We start from the raw sequence: 14684 nt of genomic DNA, 5'->3' as shown, positions 1-14684 counted from the left end.
GTACAGGCGAAGGGGAGGAGTGCAGATGAATCGTGCTCAAAGGCTAGAGGCAATTAAAGGAATTCTTGAAGAGGCAACCTCGCCAGTGAGCGGTTCTTATCTTGCAGAGCTGTTTGGTGTTAGTCGTCAGACGATAGTCCAAGACATAGCATTACTAAGAAACCAAGGCTTTGAGATAGTTTCCACTCCATCTGGTTACTTTCTCGATAAAGTTAAAAAGATACGCGAAATTATCGCTGTTCGGCACACTAAAGAAGAGGTTTTTGACGAGCTGCTTGCGATCGTGGAGGCGGGAGGAAAAGTACTTGACGTGATGATAGACCATCCGCTGTATGGGGAGCTCAAAGGCAGCATTGGAGTTGCTTCAAAGGAAGAAGTGATGCGCTTCGTCAGTATGCTCGAAAGCTCAGGTCAAGAGCCGCTGCTTTCCCTTACAAGGGGTTTTCACTTGCATACCATAGAAGCGGACAATGAAGAAGCGCTAAAACGTATAAAAGAAACTTTGAGAAAGCTGGGTTTTCTTTTTCTAGGTTAGAAACTTGAAAGGTTGTGATCCTTTTGACCAGGAAGGAAAAGTGTTTAGTTGTTTTTGCCCTATTTCTTGGGATCTGTAATGTAATCGTGCCTTATTCTTTTCTTCGCGAAGGCGGGTCTTTCGTCTTTTGGACGTTGGTTACTGCCTTCGTGCTCATAATAGGTACGATATATATCAAAAATTGGAATAAAGGAGAAAGGAAAGAACTATGACCGCTTCTTTTTTGATGTTCAGCATAGGTATTTGGTTTATCGTTGGTTCCTACATTTCTTACACATCTCGACAAAAGGGCAAGGTTGATTTGGAAGATTATTTCTTGGGGAGTCGAAGAATTGACGGATTTATTTCAGCGATGACTTATAGTGCTACCACCTATAGTGCCTTTATGATGGTTGGTCTTGTAGGGCTAACTTATCGCTATGGCGTAGCAGCCCTCGGATTTGAGCTGATATATCTTATGGGTACGGTGATTTTGTTGCTCTTGTTTGCTCCCAGATATTGGGTGGCTGGGAAGAGGCATAATCTTATTAGCCCTTCTGAGCTTTTAAGTTTTAGATATGAAAACAAAGGCGTTGGAGCCATTAATTCCATGCTGTGTCTTGTAATGCTCATACCTTATGCCTCAGTTCAGCTTATGGGTGCAGGTTATCTCGTTGAAACGTTATCCGGCGGTTCTTTAAGTTACACCACGGGAACCGTGATTGCTGCAATTGTAACCTTCGTCTTTTGCTGGTGGGCAGGATTGCGTTCCGTTGCTCGCACAGATGCCTTCCAGGCTATAATAATGCTAATAGCAAGCTTCACACTTCTTGGCTATCTTGCGTTTGAATTGAAAGGCGTCGGGTTTTACCGTACTCTTATCCGAGAAAGAAGTGATTTGCTTAGCGTAAACTGGCCGCCATCCTTTTTCATCGGGCTGACGTTGCCATGGGCGTTTTTCGCCATAACAAACCCACAAGTAGTTCAGCGCCTCTTCATACCCAGAGATAGGGCTAGTATGAAAAAAATGATCCTAGGCTTTTCCTACTTTGGATTTATTTACACATTAATATGCTGTGTTTTAGGGTTGATGGCGGCTCTTTTGATCCCGGGTTTAGACCTCCCCGATAACGCCATGCCCATGTTGTTAAAGCAAGTTCCAGCTTCGATCTCAGTCGTCGTCTTCGTGAGCATTATGGCTGCGGCGGTATCTACAATGAATTCCATAGTTTTAACCTTGAGTAACATGTTCGGAAGGGATTTGCTCAAAGCCTTTTATCCCGAACTTTCTGAGGAGAAAGAATTGGCGTTTTCGAAAATAGTCATAGTGGTTCTGATAGCCGCCTGCCTATTATTTGCTCAATTGAGGCTTGATTTAATCGTTGTGTTGTCATCTTTAGCATCGGGAGGTTTGTTGGTGCAGTTGCCCTCTGTCTGGGGAGCCTTTTTTTGGCGAAAAGCTACAGCGAAGGGTGCGATGGCAAGCATATTATTTGGCGGAGTGACGGTTGGATTTTTGACGCTCGCTAACTATAAATTTCTGGGCCAATGGCCAGCCGTGTGGGGGCTTTTGGTTGCAACCGCTAGTTTTATCCTGGTAAGCCTAAAGACAAAAGCGCCTAGCACGGCTAAACGCTTCTTGGATGGCCTAAAGGAAGAAATGCTGGCGAAATTTTAGGTTTGGCCTTTGAGGATCATGTCTCTTTTGTGAGGTTTTGCCCCTTTGAAGTGACATCATATAGGGTCTTCATTTATATTTCCCTTGAGCCTCGCATCGTCTGTGGTAAGATATCTAACAAGTGCAAAAGGAAGGAGTGTCGCTTTTTGCTCGTGCGCACACACCTTTGGCTTTCGGGGAGAGTTCAAGGGGTGGCCTTTAGGTATTACGCGACGATTAAAGCTAAAGAGTTTGGAGTTGCCGGTTATATAAAGAACCTTGGCGACGGCAGGGTCGAAGTCGTGATTCAAGGAGAGTCAGAAAGCGTTAAAAGAATGATTAGTTGGTGCAGCAAAGGACCGCCTCATGCTATCGTCGAAAACGTAACTTTAATTTACGAGGATCCCGACCCGAGGTGTGTTACCTTTCAAGTGGAAGGTTGATTGATTAAATGAAGAAAATATCTGTTTTTGGCGCTGGCAGTTGGGGCACGGCATTAGCTAATTTACTCGGCGAAGATGGGTATTCTGTGACGCTTTGGTGCAGACGACTCGATCAGGCGCGTGCCATCAACATGAGGGGCGAAAACCCCGATTATTTAAGAGGATATCGCATATCTCCGAATGTCATGGCCACTTCCCAACTTGAAGAGGCCATGGCGTCATCCAAATGGGTGATAGCTTTGCCTACCCAAGCTATAAGAGGCTTTTTAACCAAAGTTGCGGGAGAGATGACAAAGGCACCAGACATATGTAACGTTGCCAAAGGCATCGAAATTGAATCCATGTCCACTGTCAGTGGAATTGTCAAAGACGTTTTGGGCGATGTTACTTATTCTGTCTTGTCTGGGCCAAGTCATGCAGAGGAGGTAATTCAAGGTCTTCCAACTGCTGTAGTAGTGGCTTCCTCGAGTTTTGAAGTCTCGGAGCAATGGCAAGCAATTTTTTCTCGCCCTACATTCAGGGTTTATACTTCAAACGATGTTAGTGGCGTAGAGATAGGAGGAGCCGTCAAAAACGTGATCGCTATAGCTGCTGGTATTGTAAAGGCGATGGAATTAGGCGATAATACTTTAGCTGCTCTGGTTAGCCGTGGGTTGGCCGAAATAATGCGATTGGGTGCAAGGGCTGGCGCGAATCCATTGACGCTTTCAGGACTTGCCGGCGTTGGGGATTTAGTCGTGACTTGTTTTAGCGATCATTCCAGAAATATGCGTCTGGGTCTTGCTATCGGTAGGGGCAAAACCATGGCGGAAGCTTTAAGCGAATTGGGACAAGTTGCAGAGGGAATTTATACCGCTAAGGCCTTGAAAAAAATGGGCGAAAATGCGGGAGTAGAACTTCCAATCGTTAATGTGGTGTATGATATATTGTACAATAATCTCTCGCCAGCCGAGGCCCTAAGAACTTTGCTATTGAGAGATTTTAAGCCTGAGTTGCCTCCCGCTATGCAATGGATGTAAAATTTAACATGATGTTGTTTTTAAAGCAATTTCAACAAAATTAGGAGGGATTATTTATGGCAAAAGCGGTTGTTGACCAGGATGTTTGCATAGGATGCGAAGCTTGTGTAGGCGTTTGTCCGGCAGAGGCGATAAACGTTGTAGATGGGAAAGCTCAAGTAAATCCCGATGATTGTATAGAGTGCGGAGCTTGTGTATCCACCTGTCCTGTTTCGGCAATATCTCAGTAGGGTGTTCATTTTTAGTGTCTTGGGGGCCTAGGTGACTAGGCCCTTTTTTGTGAGGGCAAAGATGATCAAAGATAAGTTATCTAGATCTTGTGATGTTTTAAGGCTCTTCAGGGAAAATGGATTTGAGGCTTACATTGTCGGAGGGACGGTCAGGGATCTCATATTAGGATCGCACTTTACTGATGTGGACATCGCAACGTCTGCTCAGTCAAAGGATATAATGGATGTTTTCCCTGGAGCCAAGATGGTGGGCAACGAGCCGTTTTGCACCTTGGTCATTCCTCAAGAAGGATGGACGATCGAAGTAACGCCCTTTCAAGGGGATACTTTATTTGACGATCTTTCTCGAAGGGACTTCACCATAAATGCAATGGCGATGAATTTCGTCGGAGAGTTGGTAGATCCCTTTGGCGGCCTCCAAGATATAACAAAGAGAATCATTCGTTTTACAGGTTCTCCGGGAGACAGGATCAAAGAAGATCCCATACGGTGCATCAGGTTGTTTCGCTTCGCGTCAACTTTAAAAGGGTTTAGCATTGACGGTCCTTCGATGGAAGAAGCAAAAGAAAGTCTGCCTTTATTTGAAAATATACCGCCTGAACGGGTTGGCAAGGAAGTTTATAAAGTTTTAAGAGGAAGCCCCTTTAGGTTCTTAGAACTCTTGCATGATACGGGTTTTTTAGCTCCGGTCTTACCTCAAATCTATGCCCTTAAAAACGTTCCACAAGACCCGTATCTTCATCCTGAAGGAGATGTGTATGAACATACAAGGTTGTGCATAAAAAACGCCGAAATACTGACGAACAGAATCGATGTGCGGGCCGCCGCATTGTTTCACGATATAGCAAAACCAAACACCATAAAAGAGGAAGAAGGTCGAATACGATTCATCGGCCATGAAAAAGATGGAGGAAAATTAGCTAAAGAGATAATGACTCGATGGGCGTGGCCCAGTTATTTCGTTAGAAGTGTTGCAGCCATGGTGAGATGGCATATGGTTCCCCTAATTTCTTCAGCACCCAGGCGAATACCTAAACTTTACATGCAGTATGGGAGATCCTGGCTGGATGGCCTGTTTTTGCTTTCCTACATCGATATAACCTCAAGTAACGGAGACTATACTAACTGGATGGAAAACCGGGAAATAGCCCTGTCTTGTGTCTTTAAGTTCTCTGGCAAGAGAAAGTTGATTTCCGGGCGGGATGTTATGGATATCCTCAATATAGAACAAGGTCCCGAGGTTGGGCGGATTCTTTCCACGATTTACGAACTAATGGCCAGGGGGAAGATCAAAAGCCGAGATGATGCCCTTAATTACCTCAAGCATATGATAAAATATAAATAGTAATGGATAGCCTGAAGAGAACAAAATTAATAATCAAGCGGGGTGATTGCAAATGGCATGGAATCCGAGAGAAATAATGAAAGAGCTTGAAAAAAACATAAAAGAAGTTGGGAAAGAAAGACCTGAGGTTCAAGCTTTCCTAGAATTTACCGGTAAATTGATGGCGCCGAGTGCATTGGATTTGAAAACTAAGGAATTGATATCTGTAGCTATTGCTGTATACATTAAATGTAAATACTGTATTGTGACACATGTCTATAATGCCTTGAAAGCTGGAGCCACTGAAGATGAAATCATGGAGGCAGCCTTGGTGGCTGTTCAATTTGGCGGGGGTCCTGCAATAAGCCATTGCGTTACCTTAGTGAATGAAAGTATCAAGGAATTTGCCCATGAATTTGAAAATTAGGCCTTAGACCGATAAGTTTCTTCGGACCAGGGGTTAAAGTTTAAATTAATCATAAGATTATTAAAAATCCGCCCTTCATCTGCCCTTTTAGGGATCGATGAAGGGCGGTACATATTTCAGCGGGCAACTTTCAATAGTCCCTGTGTTCCTACGTATAATATTTGCGATGGCACGGATAAGGGGAGATGTGGATAGAATGGAAAAGGAAAACAAAATAAGGATAACCTCACAATATTGGCTAAATCAAGTGAGAACTCACGGCGGGCATTTTATGATTTTAATGCGCACTAATATAGCCGGTTGATGAATGGCCTATGTAGGCCCGGCGGGCCTGATAGGTCGTCCCGATGAAAGGGAAGAAAGCGACTACTTGCCCTATAGCGTGGAAGGAGCTAGCGACATTACCTGTTGGATGCATAAAAATGTAATAGAGCACTTGAAAGAAGTTAAGCCTACAAGGGAAGGCGATTATTTATTTGCTTGCGAAGGGGCAGGAAGGCTGCGATTTAGATTTTGTGATGCAACTTAGTTAAGCGTGATTTTATTTACATAAAGAGCTTTGCATGAAAAACAAATGTTCTTTATTTTTTGATTTGTTCTAAAAAAGACTTCAGCGATTGCGTGTTTGCCACGTCCGACCTTTTTAGCCAAGCACGCCTTGCCTGGGCTACCCCAAAGAACATGTATTCTTGCTCGTGTATATCATGGGCATCAGTGCTTATCACAAATTTACAGCCCAGATTGGAAGCTTGCCTTATCTTTTTTCCCGATAGATCGAGCCTGCTTGGATGGGCATTTATCTCGAGCAATGTGCCAGATGAAGCTGCTGCTTTAAAAATCCCTTCCCAGTCCGCATCGGCTTCTTCGCGCACTCCGAAGAGCCTGCCCGATGGATGCGCTAAAATATGAACTAAGGGATGAGATATGGCTTTAATATACCTCTCGGTCAATTGTCCTCTCTCTTGCCTCAAATTAGAATGAAGGGCAGCTACGACCACGTCAAGGTGCTCGAGAACTTCGTCAGGATAATCTAAAGTGCCATCGGTTCGAACCTCTACCTCGGCACCTTTAAGGATGACCAGTTTACCTTCAAATATTTCATTTAGCTCGTCTATTTCGTGCCATTGATCCATTAATCTCCCGATAGATAATCCTCCCGCTATGCCTAATCCCTGTGAGTGGTCAGTTATCAGGATGTAGCTTCGACCTAGAGCGTAGGCTTTTTCAGCCATCTCCTTTATGGATCGCTTTCCGTCACTCCAAGTAGAATGAATCTGTAAGTCGCCTTCTATATCGCCAACTTCCACGAGCCTTGGCAACTTATCTTCCAGGGCCAAATTTATTTCTATCGTGCCTTCTCTTATCTCTGGTGGTATCCAACTCATTCCAAGTTTCTCGTATACTTCTTCCTCGCTAGAACACAATATCTCTTTGTTGTTTATTTTGTCGGTCAAGGCATATTCGCTCAAGCTCAAGTTTTTCTTGAGTGCGATTTCCCTCAGGGAGATGTTATGTTGTTGGCTGCCAGTAAAATACTGTAAAGCCGTTCCCCATCTCGAAGGCTCTACTATTCTCAAATCGCCTTGAAGACCGCCCTTAAATCTAACGCTCGTTTTCGTTGGTCCTGAAAGTAATACCTCTTCCACTATTTCCAAATCAGTGAAAGCTTTAATTATTTTATTCGTTGCATCTTTTTCGGCCGCCACTAGAATGTCCAAGTCACCTATCGTTTCCTTCATACGTCGTAAAGAACCTGCAGGAGATACGAAGACCACTCCCTCAAATTCGCCTAAACGGTTAACTATAATTCGAGATAAATCCCAGCCCTCCCCCAAGGGATATCTTGAGACCAAGCGCCTTTCTTTTAATGCTATGATGCCTTCAAGTATTTTGCTTTCGATCTTTGGCCCAAAACCGGGCAAGCTCCTTAAGGTCCCTTCTAGTGCCGCCTTTTCCAGTTTTTCCACCGAATCAATGCCCAGCTTTTCCCAGACCAGTTTAATTCGCTTTGGGCCCATTTCCGGCACCTCATATAAAGAAAGCAGTCTTTCGGGAATTTCCGCTGTCAGTTTATCGTAAAATTCCAGCTTTCCATTTTCCAATATCTCGGTTATTTTCTGGGCAATGGCCTTTCCTACCCCTGGAATCTCCGTCAATTTTCCCTCTTTGTACAGCTCGACTATATCTCTTGTCTCTCTTCGCAAGTTTTCTGCGGCGCGCCTGTAGGCATTAACTTTAAATGGGTTTTCGCCTTTTATTTCTAGCAATATTGCTATACGATCGAATAGGTTCGCTAGAAAGTCGGCATCTATTTCGCGTTGCACCTATAACTACCTCCCAAGGATGCATAACTTTCTTAATATTATCTCAACCTATGGTTAGAAATATCATATACTCAAATTAGCCAAACTTACCAATCATTCTAGATTTAAGCTTCATTGGCAGGCGAGATTGGGAGGCGAGAGAATTGGTTGATGAAAGAAAATATGGGGAAAAAGGACCCCTATTTCTACCCATCGTCATCTTGGCGATAGGCGTGATGGCCATATCAACGGGAGCCACTATGATTCGTCTTGCCGATGCGCCGGCTTTGGTTATTTCAGCTTACCGGGTTGGGCTTGCCTGCCTTATCTTAATTCCATTGGCTTGCCTTTTTGCAAAGAAAGAGATAAAGTCCCTCACCTTTAATGATGTCAAAATTGCTCTCGCTTCCGGAGTTTTTTTAAGCATCCATTTTGCTGCTTGGATTTCCTCCCTAGATTATACTACCGTGGCCAGCAGCGTGGTGCTTGTCAATACCAATCCCATATGGGTTGCCCTATTGACGCCATTGTTGAGCAATGACAGATTTACGAAGATGTCGATATTGGGAGTGGTTTTTAGCGTAACTGGAAGTGTGATAATAAGCGCTGGAGATTTTTCTTTGGGTGGGAAGGCCCTGCTTGGTGATTTTCTCGCCATCGTGGGCAGTTGGTGTACTGCCTTTTATCTTTTGTTAGGACGCAGGTTGAGGCAAAAGGTCTCACTTCTTTCATATATAACCATATGTTACTCTACTGCGGCGGTGGTATTGTTTGCCATCGCAATCTGTCTTGGGTATTCATTGTGGGGTTATCCTTCGAAGACATGGTTGTGTCTTTGGGGTCTTGCTATTTTTCCTCAAATCATCGGGCATAGCAGCTACAACTGGTCCCTCAAGTATTTTTCAGCGGGCTTTGTGGCAGTAGCTTTGTTGGGCGAGCCCGTGATGAGCCCTATATTAGCTTATTTTATATTGGGCGAAACCATAATGCCAGTGACAATATTTGGTGGTTCTTTAGTGTTAGCTGGTATTGTGCTGGCTGCACTTGGAGAGCGCAGATAAATTATAGAAATATTAGCTTGTTTAACCTGAATAAAAGGGGCAACATTTGCGGTTAGCTTTAAGACATTAATAGCACCATGCCAACGTTAGTTCTTTGGCAAGCTCTTCACGTTTTCATAAAGGAGTGTTACTATATTTGCAGTAAAGGAATCGAGTGGGGGATTGTAAAAAAGGGGGGCTCTTCAGTGTCAAGTACTACCTCGGATATGGTGGTTGATGACTTATTGGCCCAATACGAAAGAAATCCACGCTTTTTGCTACAGGTGCTTCTGGACGTGCAGGATAGATTCCGCTATGTGCCAACCAGTGCAATGCGTTCAATAGCCGAGTATTTCGATATACCTGAAAGCAGGGTCTTTGCGGTGGCCACGTTCTATAAAGCGCTAAGTTTGACCCCAAAGGGAGAAAAGATCATAAAGGTTTGTCAGGGAACGGCATGCCATCTTCGCGGAGGAAAACAAATATTGAAAGCAATAAGCGAAAATTTGGGAATAAGTGCTGGTGAAACCACTGAGGATGGGATCTTTACTTTAGAAACGGTGAATTGTCTCGGGTGTTGTGCCATGGCGCCTGTTATGACAATCGGTGATAAGGTTTACGGAAAGTTGAATGTAAATGATGTTGAAAATATCTTGGAGGCGGAGAGAAAAGATGCCCTTTTTCTTAAGGCCAAGTGATCTCGAATATTATCGCGATAGCTTAAAGGAAGATTTGAGGAAAGCTAAAGATAAGCCTAAGTTGCGCGTGTGCTGTGGTACCGGATGCGTCTCAAACGGCAGCTTAAAGGTTCTGGAAGCCTTTAGGAAGGCTGTCGGCGAGATTGTAGATGTCGAACCTGTCGTTAAATTTACGGGATGTCACGGATTTTGCGAAAGAGGACCGATAGTGATAGTTTCCCCGGGTGAAATATTTTATCAGAATGTAAGGGTGGAAGATGTTCCTGAGATAGTACAAAGGACCATCCAAAACGGCGAAGTAATAGAGCGTCTGCTTTACCGTGATCCCGTAACAAAAAAGACTTATAGAAGCGACAGCGAAATACCCTTCTATGCTAATCAACAGAGGTTAATATTGCGCAGATCGGGTCACATCGATCCCACGTCCCTCGAGGATTACATAGCCACAGATGGCTATAAAGCCTTGGAGTTGGCCCTTCAACTTGGCAGCGATGAGATTATTAGTAAGATTACCGATTCTTATTTGCGCGGTCGTGGTGGCGGTGGCTTTAGAACGGGATATAAGTGGAAAGCCTGCAGGGACGTAGATGATTACCCTAAGTATGTGATTGCTAACGGTGATGAAGGAGATCCAGGTGCTTTTATGGATAGAAGCTTGATGGAAGGAGATCCCCATAGCGTCATTGAGGGTATGATGATAGGCGCTTATGCTGTAGGTGCTTGTGAAGGCTACATTTACGTCAGAAACGAATATCCTCTCGCAGTGAGAAGATTGGAGATTGCGATCGAGAAGGCTCGCGAGTGTGGTTTGTTAGGCAAGAACATCTTAGGATCAAGCTTTGATTTTGACATAGAAATATGCAAAGGTGGAGGCGCCTTCGTATGTGGTGAATCTTCTGCTTTAATGCGTTCTATTGAGGGATTGCCAGGCGTTCCGAGGGTCAAATACATCCACGCCACTGAGCAGGGACTTTGGGATAAGCCAACTATCTTAAATAACGTCGAGACATGGGCTAATGTTCCCATTATTTTAACGGGTGGCGTCGAATGGTACAAGACACTGGGGACTGAGAATAACAACGGCACGAAGATCTTTGCCTTGGTTGGAAAAGTTAAAAACACAGGGTTGGTTGAAGTGCCGATGGGAGTGACTTTGCGCAAGATAATATATGAAATCGGCGGCGGGATACTAAAGGATAAAGCGTTTAAGGCCGTGCAGACAGGAGGGCCGTCGGGAGGGTGTATCCCTGCATCTTTGCTGGATTTGTCAGTGGATTTCGACACATTAGTTGCGGCAGGTTCAATGATGGGTTCAGGTGGCATGATTGTAATGGATGATCGATCTTGCATGGTTGACGTCGCTAGGTATTTCATAGATTTTCTCGTCGAGGAATCTTGTGGTAAATGCACCCCTTGTCGCGAAGGATTAAAGGCCTTACAAAAGTTGCTTCATGATTTGACGGAGGGGAAGGGCAGCTTGGACGACGTGAAGCTTTTGGATGAAATGGCAAATGAACTAAGCAAGACCGCCTTGTGCGGTCTTGGTAAAACGGCGGCAAACCCTGTCCTTTCTACTTTGAAGTATTTTCATGAGGAGTACCGGGAACACGTGGAAGGTTATTGCCGTGCCGGGGTATGTCAAGGCCTTTTTATAGCGAGCATAGATGAGCGCCGATGTGTAGGTTGTGGCCAATGTGCTAGGATATGCCCATCGAAAGCTATTTATGGCGAGGTTCGAAAACCTCATATTTTAGACTCCTTAAGATGCATAGGTTGTGGTCAGTGCCTGGACGTATGTCCAACCAATTCGATAACCTCCATGAGGAGGTGTTCATGATGAAAAATGATGTCAATATTGTCATGGATGGCATACGTTTTTCGGTACCATCGGAAACGACCATTCTTGAAGCCGCGGGCATTGCGGGTGTAGAAATCCCCACACTTTGCCATCACGAGGCACTTCCGCCCGATGGCAACTGCAGGTTGTGCATGGTAGAAGTATTTCGACCGAAAAGAAGAGGGCAGCTTGTTATATCCTGTATGTATCCGATCCGTGGCCCTTTGCAAATTAAAACTAAAAGCGATGAGGTCATAGGGGCGCGCAGGTTCATTATAGGTCTTTTGTTGAGCCGGGCACCCAAATCCAGGACCATCCATGCTTTGGCGGAAGAATATAGCGTAGAAATTGACCCTCGATTTTTATTCGACCCCGATGAGTGCGCAAGGTGCGACAGATGTGTCAGAGCGTGCGAGACTCTTGGACTCTCTGCCATTGGGCAGGCTTGGAGGGGTTTTGGCAAGAAAATAACGCCGCCTTTCATGGAACCGCCAAAAGATTGCATAGGATGTGCTGCCTGTGCAGACGTATGTCCTACCGACTACATTCAGTGCGTTAACGAAGACGATACGAGAACTATATGGAATCGTAACTTCACTTTAATTCGATGTCCAATTTGCGGTGAAGCGCATACCACCGAAGAGGCTTTAGAGTATCTTGGGCTGGAAGATCTGGATGCAAGGCTCTGTCCCAGGTGCAGAAAGCGCGAATACGCCGCAAAATTTAAGATTTTTGTGCCATGATTTAAGGATTTCCTGCTAGATTAAATTAGGCGTGAAAGTCTGCTTAGGGGGAAGCAGACTAATAAGAAGCATCCAAAAAAGAATAGGGGGGATTGGAATGGAAAAGGTACTTCTCATTTCTCCTGAGAAGTGTGTTGGGTGTGGCAGTTGCGAGTTGGCCTGTTCTTTAATCAAGGAAAGTGAATTTAGGCCCTCTTTATCGCGGGTAACTGCTTATCGATTTGAAGCCGGAGTCAACGTGCCCATGACGTGTCAGCAGTGTGACGATGCTCCTTGTATTAGTGTGTGCAAGACCGAGGCGCTTTCGAGGGACGATAAAAACGTCGTTAAAGTTGACTCATCTAAGTGTATAGGTTGCAGGATGTGTGTGATGGCCTGTCCCTTCGGGAATATGTCCTATCATTGGGAGCAAAACACAGCAATCAAATGCGATCAGTGCGATGGCAGTCCCTATTGCGTGGAGTTTTGCCCGACTAAGGCTTTGGAATACGTGCCAGCCGATGCCATAAGCCTCCAAAAGAGGAAGGAATTTTCGGCCAAGTTTGCCAAGATAGTCCTGGAGGTGAGCGAGTGATGTTTGGTTACATGGGCAAGGTATTGCGTGTAAATTTATCGACCAAAAAAATAACGACCGAACCCTTAAGAATGGACTGGGCAGAAAAGTTCCTAGGAGCTAGGGGTTTGGGAAGCAGATATTTGATCGAGGAGGTAGATCCAAAAGTTGATCCTTTGAGCCCGGAAAACAAACTGATATTCGCTACAGGGCCCGTCACCGGAACGCTAGCCACATCTGCAGGAAGATTTAACGTTGTCACAAAAGGACCACTAACGGGGACCATAGCTGCCTCGAATTCAGGGGGTTATTTTGGCCCCGAGTTGAAATATGCGGGCTATGACCTCGTAATTTTTGAGGGCAAAGCGGATAAACCTGTGTATCTGTGGATCTACAACGATCACGTGGAGTTAAAAGATGCCTCGCATCTTTGGGGAAAGGATTGTTACGAGACGACAGACGCCATTTTAGCCGAAAACGACCCAGAGGCGAAAGTAGCCTGCATTGGTCCTGCGGGAGAAAACTTGGTGCTTTTTGCATGCGTCATGAACGACAAACACAGAGCAGCAGGTAGGACTGGCGTTGGGGCTGTAATGGGATCGAAGAACTTAAAAGCCATTGCTGTTAGGGGAACGGGTGGGGTAAAAATTGCCGATCGAGAATCCTTCTTGGAAGTTTTAAGGAAGGCGCGCAAAAAAATAGCGGAGCATCCCGTTTCTGGTGGGGGACTTCCGACTTATGGCACGAACGTCTTGGTGAACGTTATCAATTCCGTTGGCGCCCTGCCAACCAGGAATTTTAAAGAAGCGTGGTTTGAGGGTGCTGACAAGATCTCCGGAGAGACCATGGCTTCGACAATCCTTTTAAGGAACAAGGCTTGTAGCAGCTGTGCATCTGCTTGTGGCAGGGTCACCAAGGCTATGGGAGAGATTGGCGAAGGGCCTGAGTACGAAGCAGTTTGGGCTTATGGTGCACAATGTGGCGTGGACAACTTAGAGGCAATCTCGAAAGCCAACTTCATTTGCAATAAACTTGGAATGGACCCCATAACCCTGGGAAGCACCATAGGGTGTGCCATGGAGTTGGCCGAACTTGGACTGATCGACGAAAAGAAGGCGGGCGTATCCTTACATTGGGGTAACGCCGAAGCGATTGTGAAATTAACTGAAGATACGGGCTATAGGCGTGGCTTTGGTGATGAGCTAGCCCTCGGATCTTACAGGTTTGCCGAAAAGTACGGCCATCCGGAGCTTTCGATGTCAGCTAAAAAACAAGAGATGCCTGCTTACGATCCTAGAGCCTTGCAAGGAATGGGCTTAGAATACGCCACGAGCAACAGGGGTGGATGTCACGTTAGGGGATATCTTACTTCTCCCGAAGTCCTTGGCATTCCAGAAAAGCTCGATCCAGCTGATACGCAGTCTAAACCACAGTGGACTAAGACGTTCCAGGATTTGACTGCCGCGGTAGATTCTTTGGGCTTTTGCCTGTTTTTGACCTTTGCATTGGATGCAGGTGACTTGGCTTCTCAAGTTACTCCTATCATTGGCAGAGAAGTTACGGCAGAAGAGCTGCTTACAATAGGAGAACGTATATGGAATTTAGAGAAGCTCTTTAACTTAAAAGCTGGCATATCACCTAAGGAAGATGCTTTACCTCCTCGATTGCTCAAAGAGCCAATACCTGCAGGTCCTTCCAAGGGGAGCGTTAACAAGCTTCACGAAATGCTTCCAAGATATTACGAACTCAGAGGTTGGGACAAAGATGGCACACCTACCAAAGAAAGGCTTGAAAGCTTAGATCTGCTGGACCTAGCAACTAAATAATTACATCAATATTTCGCCCCTTGGTTTGTTTCGAGCAAAGCGATATAAAAAGCAGGGAAAAGGTGTCCTT

General features: G+C 45.2%; 16 protein-coding genes. 15 read left to right on the top strand and 1 reads right to left on the bottom strand.

Annotated elements, in window-relative coordinates; translation table 11 throughout:
• Nucleotides 1–25: 25 nt before the first annotated feature.
• From AC5SXE_RS02040 to AC5SXE_RS02000, 9 genes are all read left to right on the top strand, one after another.
• Entirely contained in the window at nt 26–535 is a 510-nt protein-coding gene (locus AC5SXE_RS02040) for a transcription repressor NadR (protein ID WP_310848506.1), read from the top strand.
• Nucleotides 536–558: 23 nt separating this feature from the next.
• Nucleotides 559–747: a hypothetical protein gene (locus tag AC5SXE_RS02035; protein ID WP_493916456.1), complete on the top strand. Its 189-nt coding sequence runs from the start codon at nt 559–561 to the stop codon at nt 745–747.
• Complete coding sequence (locus tag AC5SXE_RS02030) at nt 744–2192, top strand: sodium:solute symporter family protein (protein WP_493916455.1); 1449 nt, start codon at nt 744–746, stop codon at nt 2190–2192. The genes AC5SXE_RS02035 and AC5SXE_RS02030 overlap by 4 nt, the downstream gene beginning before the upstream one ends.
• Before the next feature lie 152 nt (nt 2193–2344).
• Nucleotides 2345–2614, top strand: a complete 270-nt coding sequence (locus tag AC5SXE_RS02025; protein ID WP_310849303.1) for an acylphosphatase — start codon at nt 2345–2347, stop codon at nt 2612–2614.
• A gap of 8 nt (nt 2615–2622) precedes the next feature.
• Nucleotides 2623–3633 carry an NAD(P)H-dependent glycerol-3-phosphate dehydrogenase gene (locus AC5SXE_RS02020; RefSeq protein ID WP_493916454.1) on the top strand — a complete coding sequence of 337 codons (1011 nt, stop codon included), beginning with the start codon at nt 2623–2625 and terminating at the stop codon, nt 3631–3633.
• Between the two features lie 56 nt (nt 3634–3689).
• Nucleotides 3690–3863, top strand: coding sequence for a ferredoxin family protein (locus AC5SXE_RS02015; protein WP_310848512.1), 174 nt, complete (start codon nt 3690–3692; stop codon nt 3861–3863).
• A gap of 31 nt (nt 3864–3894) precedes the next feature.
• Complete coding sequence (locus tag AC5SXE_RS02010; protein ID WP_493916453.1) at nt 3895–5208, top strand: CCA tRNA nucleotidyltransferase; 1314 nt, start codon at nt 3895–3897, stop codon at nt 5206–5208.
• Between the two features lie 52 nt (nt 5209–5260).
• Nucleotides 5261–5614, top strand: a complete 354-nt coding sequence (locus AC5SXE_RS02005) for a carboxymuconolactone decarboxylase family protein (RefSeq protein WP_303883362.1) — start codon at nt 5261–5263, stop codon at nt 5612–5614.
• 307 nt (nt 5615–5921) lie between these two features.
• Nucleotides 5922–6143 carry a trimethylamine--corrinoid methyltransferase gene (locus AC5SXE_RS02000; RefSeq protein WP_310848518.1) on the top strand — a complete coding sequence of 74 codons (222 nt, stop codon included), beginning with the start codon at nt 5922–5924 and terminating at the stop codon, nt 6141–6143.
• 52 nt (nt 6144–6195) lie between these two features.
• On the opposite strand, the gene polX is transcribed toward AC5SXE_RS02000, so the two are convergent.
• A complete protein-coding gene (gene polX / locus AC5SXE_RS01995; RefSeq protein WP_493916452.1) occupies nt 6196–7938 on the bottom strand; it encodes a DNA polymerase/3'-5' exonuclease PolX in 1743 nt (580 codons plus the stop codon).
• Nucleotides 7939–8081: 143 nt separating this feature from the next.
• On the opposite strand from polX, the gene AC5SXE_RS01990 reads away from it, so the two are divergent.
• From AC5SXE_RS01990 to AC5SXE_RS01965, 6 genes are all read left to right on the top strand, one after another.
• A complete protein-coding gene (locus AC5SXE_RS01990) occupies nt 8082–8978 on the top strand; it encodes a DMT family transporter (RefSeq protein WP_493916451.1) in 897 nt (298 codons plus the stop codon).
• 185 nt (nt 8979–9163) lie between these two features.
• A complete protein-coding gene (nuoE, locus tag AC5SXE_RS01985) occupies nt 9164–9655 on the top strand; it encodes an NADH-quinone oxidoreductase subunit NuoE (protein ID WP_310848524.1) in 492 nt (163 codons plus the stop codon).
• Entirely contained in the window at nt 9630–11492 is a 1863-nt protein-coding gene (locus AC5SXE_RS01980; RefSeq protein WP_493916450.1) for an NADH-ubiquinone oxidoreductase-F iron-sulfur binding region domain-containing protein, read from the top strand. Before nuoE ends, AC5SXE_RS01980 begins: the two co-directional genes overlap by 26 nt.
• Nucleotides 11492–12235: a 2Fe-2S iron-sulfur cluster-binding protein gene (locus tag AC5SXE_RS01975; protein WP_332636468.1), complete on the top strand. Its 744-nt coding sequence runs from the start codon at nt 11492–11494 to the stop codon at nt 12233–12235. The genes AC5SXE_RS01980 and AC5SXE_RS01975 overlap by 1 nt, the downstream gene beginning before the upstream one ends.
• 97 nt (nt 12236–12332) lie before the next feature.
• The gene (locus tag AC5SXE_RS01970) at nt 12333–12809 is read left to right on the top strand and encodes a 4Fe-4S dicluster domain-containing protein (RefSeq protein ID WP_493916449.1); all 477 of its coding nucleotides are present in this window, start codon (nt 12333–12335) and stop codon (nt 12807–12809) included.
• Nucleotides 12809–14614 carry an aldehyde ferredoxin oxidoreductase family protein gene (locus AC5SXE_RS01965; RefSeq protein ID WP_493916634.1) on the top strand — a complete coding sequence of 602 codons (1806 nt, stop codon included), beginning with the start codon at nt 12809–12811 and terminating at the stop codon, nt 14612–14614. The genes AC5SXE_RS01970 and AC5SXE_RS01965 overlap by 1 nt, the downstream gene beginning before the upstream one ends.
• Nucleotides 14615–14684 lie beyond the last annotated feature (70 nt).

Source organism: Acetomicrobium sp. (genome assembly GCF_059026225.1).
The sequence above is the reverse complement of the archived record's forward strand: the minus strand, read 5'-3'. Positions and strand labels throughout refer to the sequence as shown.

Excerpts from the sequence above, each read along its gene's own strand:
- AC5SXE_RS02030 (WP_493916455.1), top strand. The coding sequence starts at position 744 with ATGACCGCTTCTTTTTTGATGTTCAGCATAGGTATTTGGTTTATCGTT.
- AC5SXE_RS01975 (WP_332636468.1), top strand. The coding sequence starts at position 11,492 with ATGAAAAATGATGTCAATATTGTCATGGATGGCATACGTTTTTCGGTA.
- AC5SXE_RS01970 (WP_493916449.1), top strand. The coding sequence starts at position 12,333 with ATGGAAAAGGTACTTCTCATTTCTCCTGAGAAGTGTGTTGGGTGTGGC.
- AC5SXE_RS02020 (WP_493916454.1), top strand. The coding sequence starts at position 2,623 with ATGAAGAAAATATCTGTTTTTGGCGCTGGCAGTTGGGGCACGGCATTA.
- AC5SXE_RS01980 (WP_493916450.1), top strand. The coding sequence starts at position 9,630 with ATGCCCTTTTTCTTAAGGCCAAGTGATCTCGAATATTATCGCGATAGC.
- AC5SXE_RS02040 (WP_310848506.1), top strand. The coding sequence starts at position 26 with ATGAATCGTGCTCAAAGGCTAGAGGCAATTAAAGGAATTCTTGAAGAG.
- AC5SXE_RS02000 (WP_310848518.1), top strand. The coding sequence starts at position 5,922 with ATGGCCTATGTAGGCCCGGCGGGCCTGATAGGTCGTCCCGATGAAAGG.
- AC5SXE_RS01965 (WP_493916634.1), top strand. The coding sequence starts at position 12,809 with ATGTTTGGTTACATGGGCAAGGTATTGCGTGTAAATTTATCGACCAAA.
- AC5SXE_RS02005 (WP_303883362.1), top strand. The coding sequence starts at position 5,261 with ATGGCATGGAATCCGAGAGAAATAATGAAAGAGCTTGAAAAAAACATA.
- AC5SXE_RS02015 (WP_310848512.1), top strand. The coding sequence starts at position 3,690 with ATGGCAAAAGCGGTTGTTGACCAGGATGTTTGCATAGGATGCGAAGCT.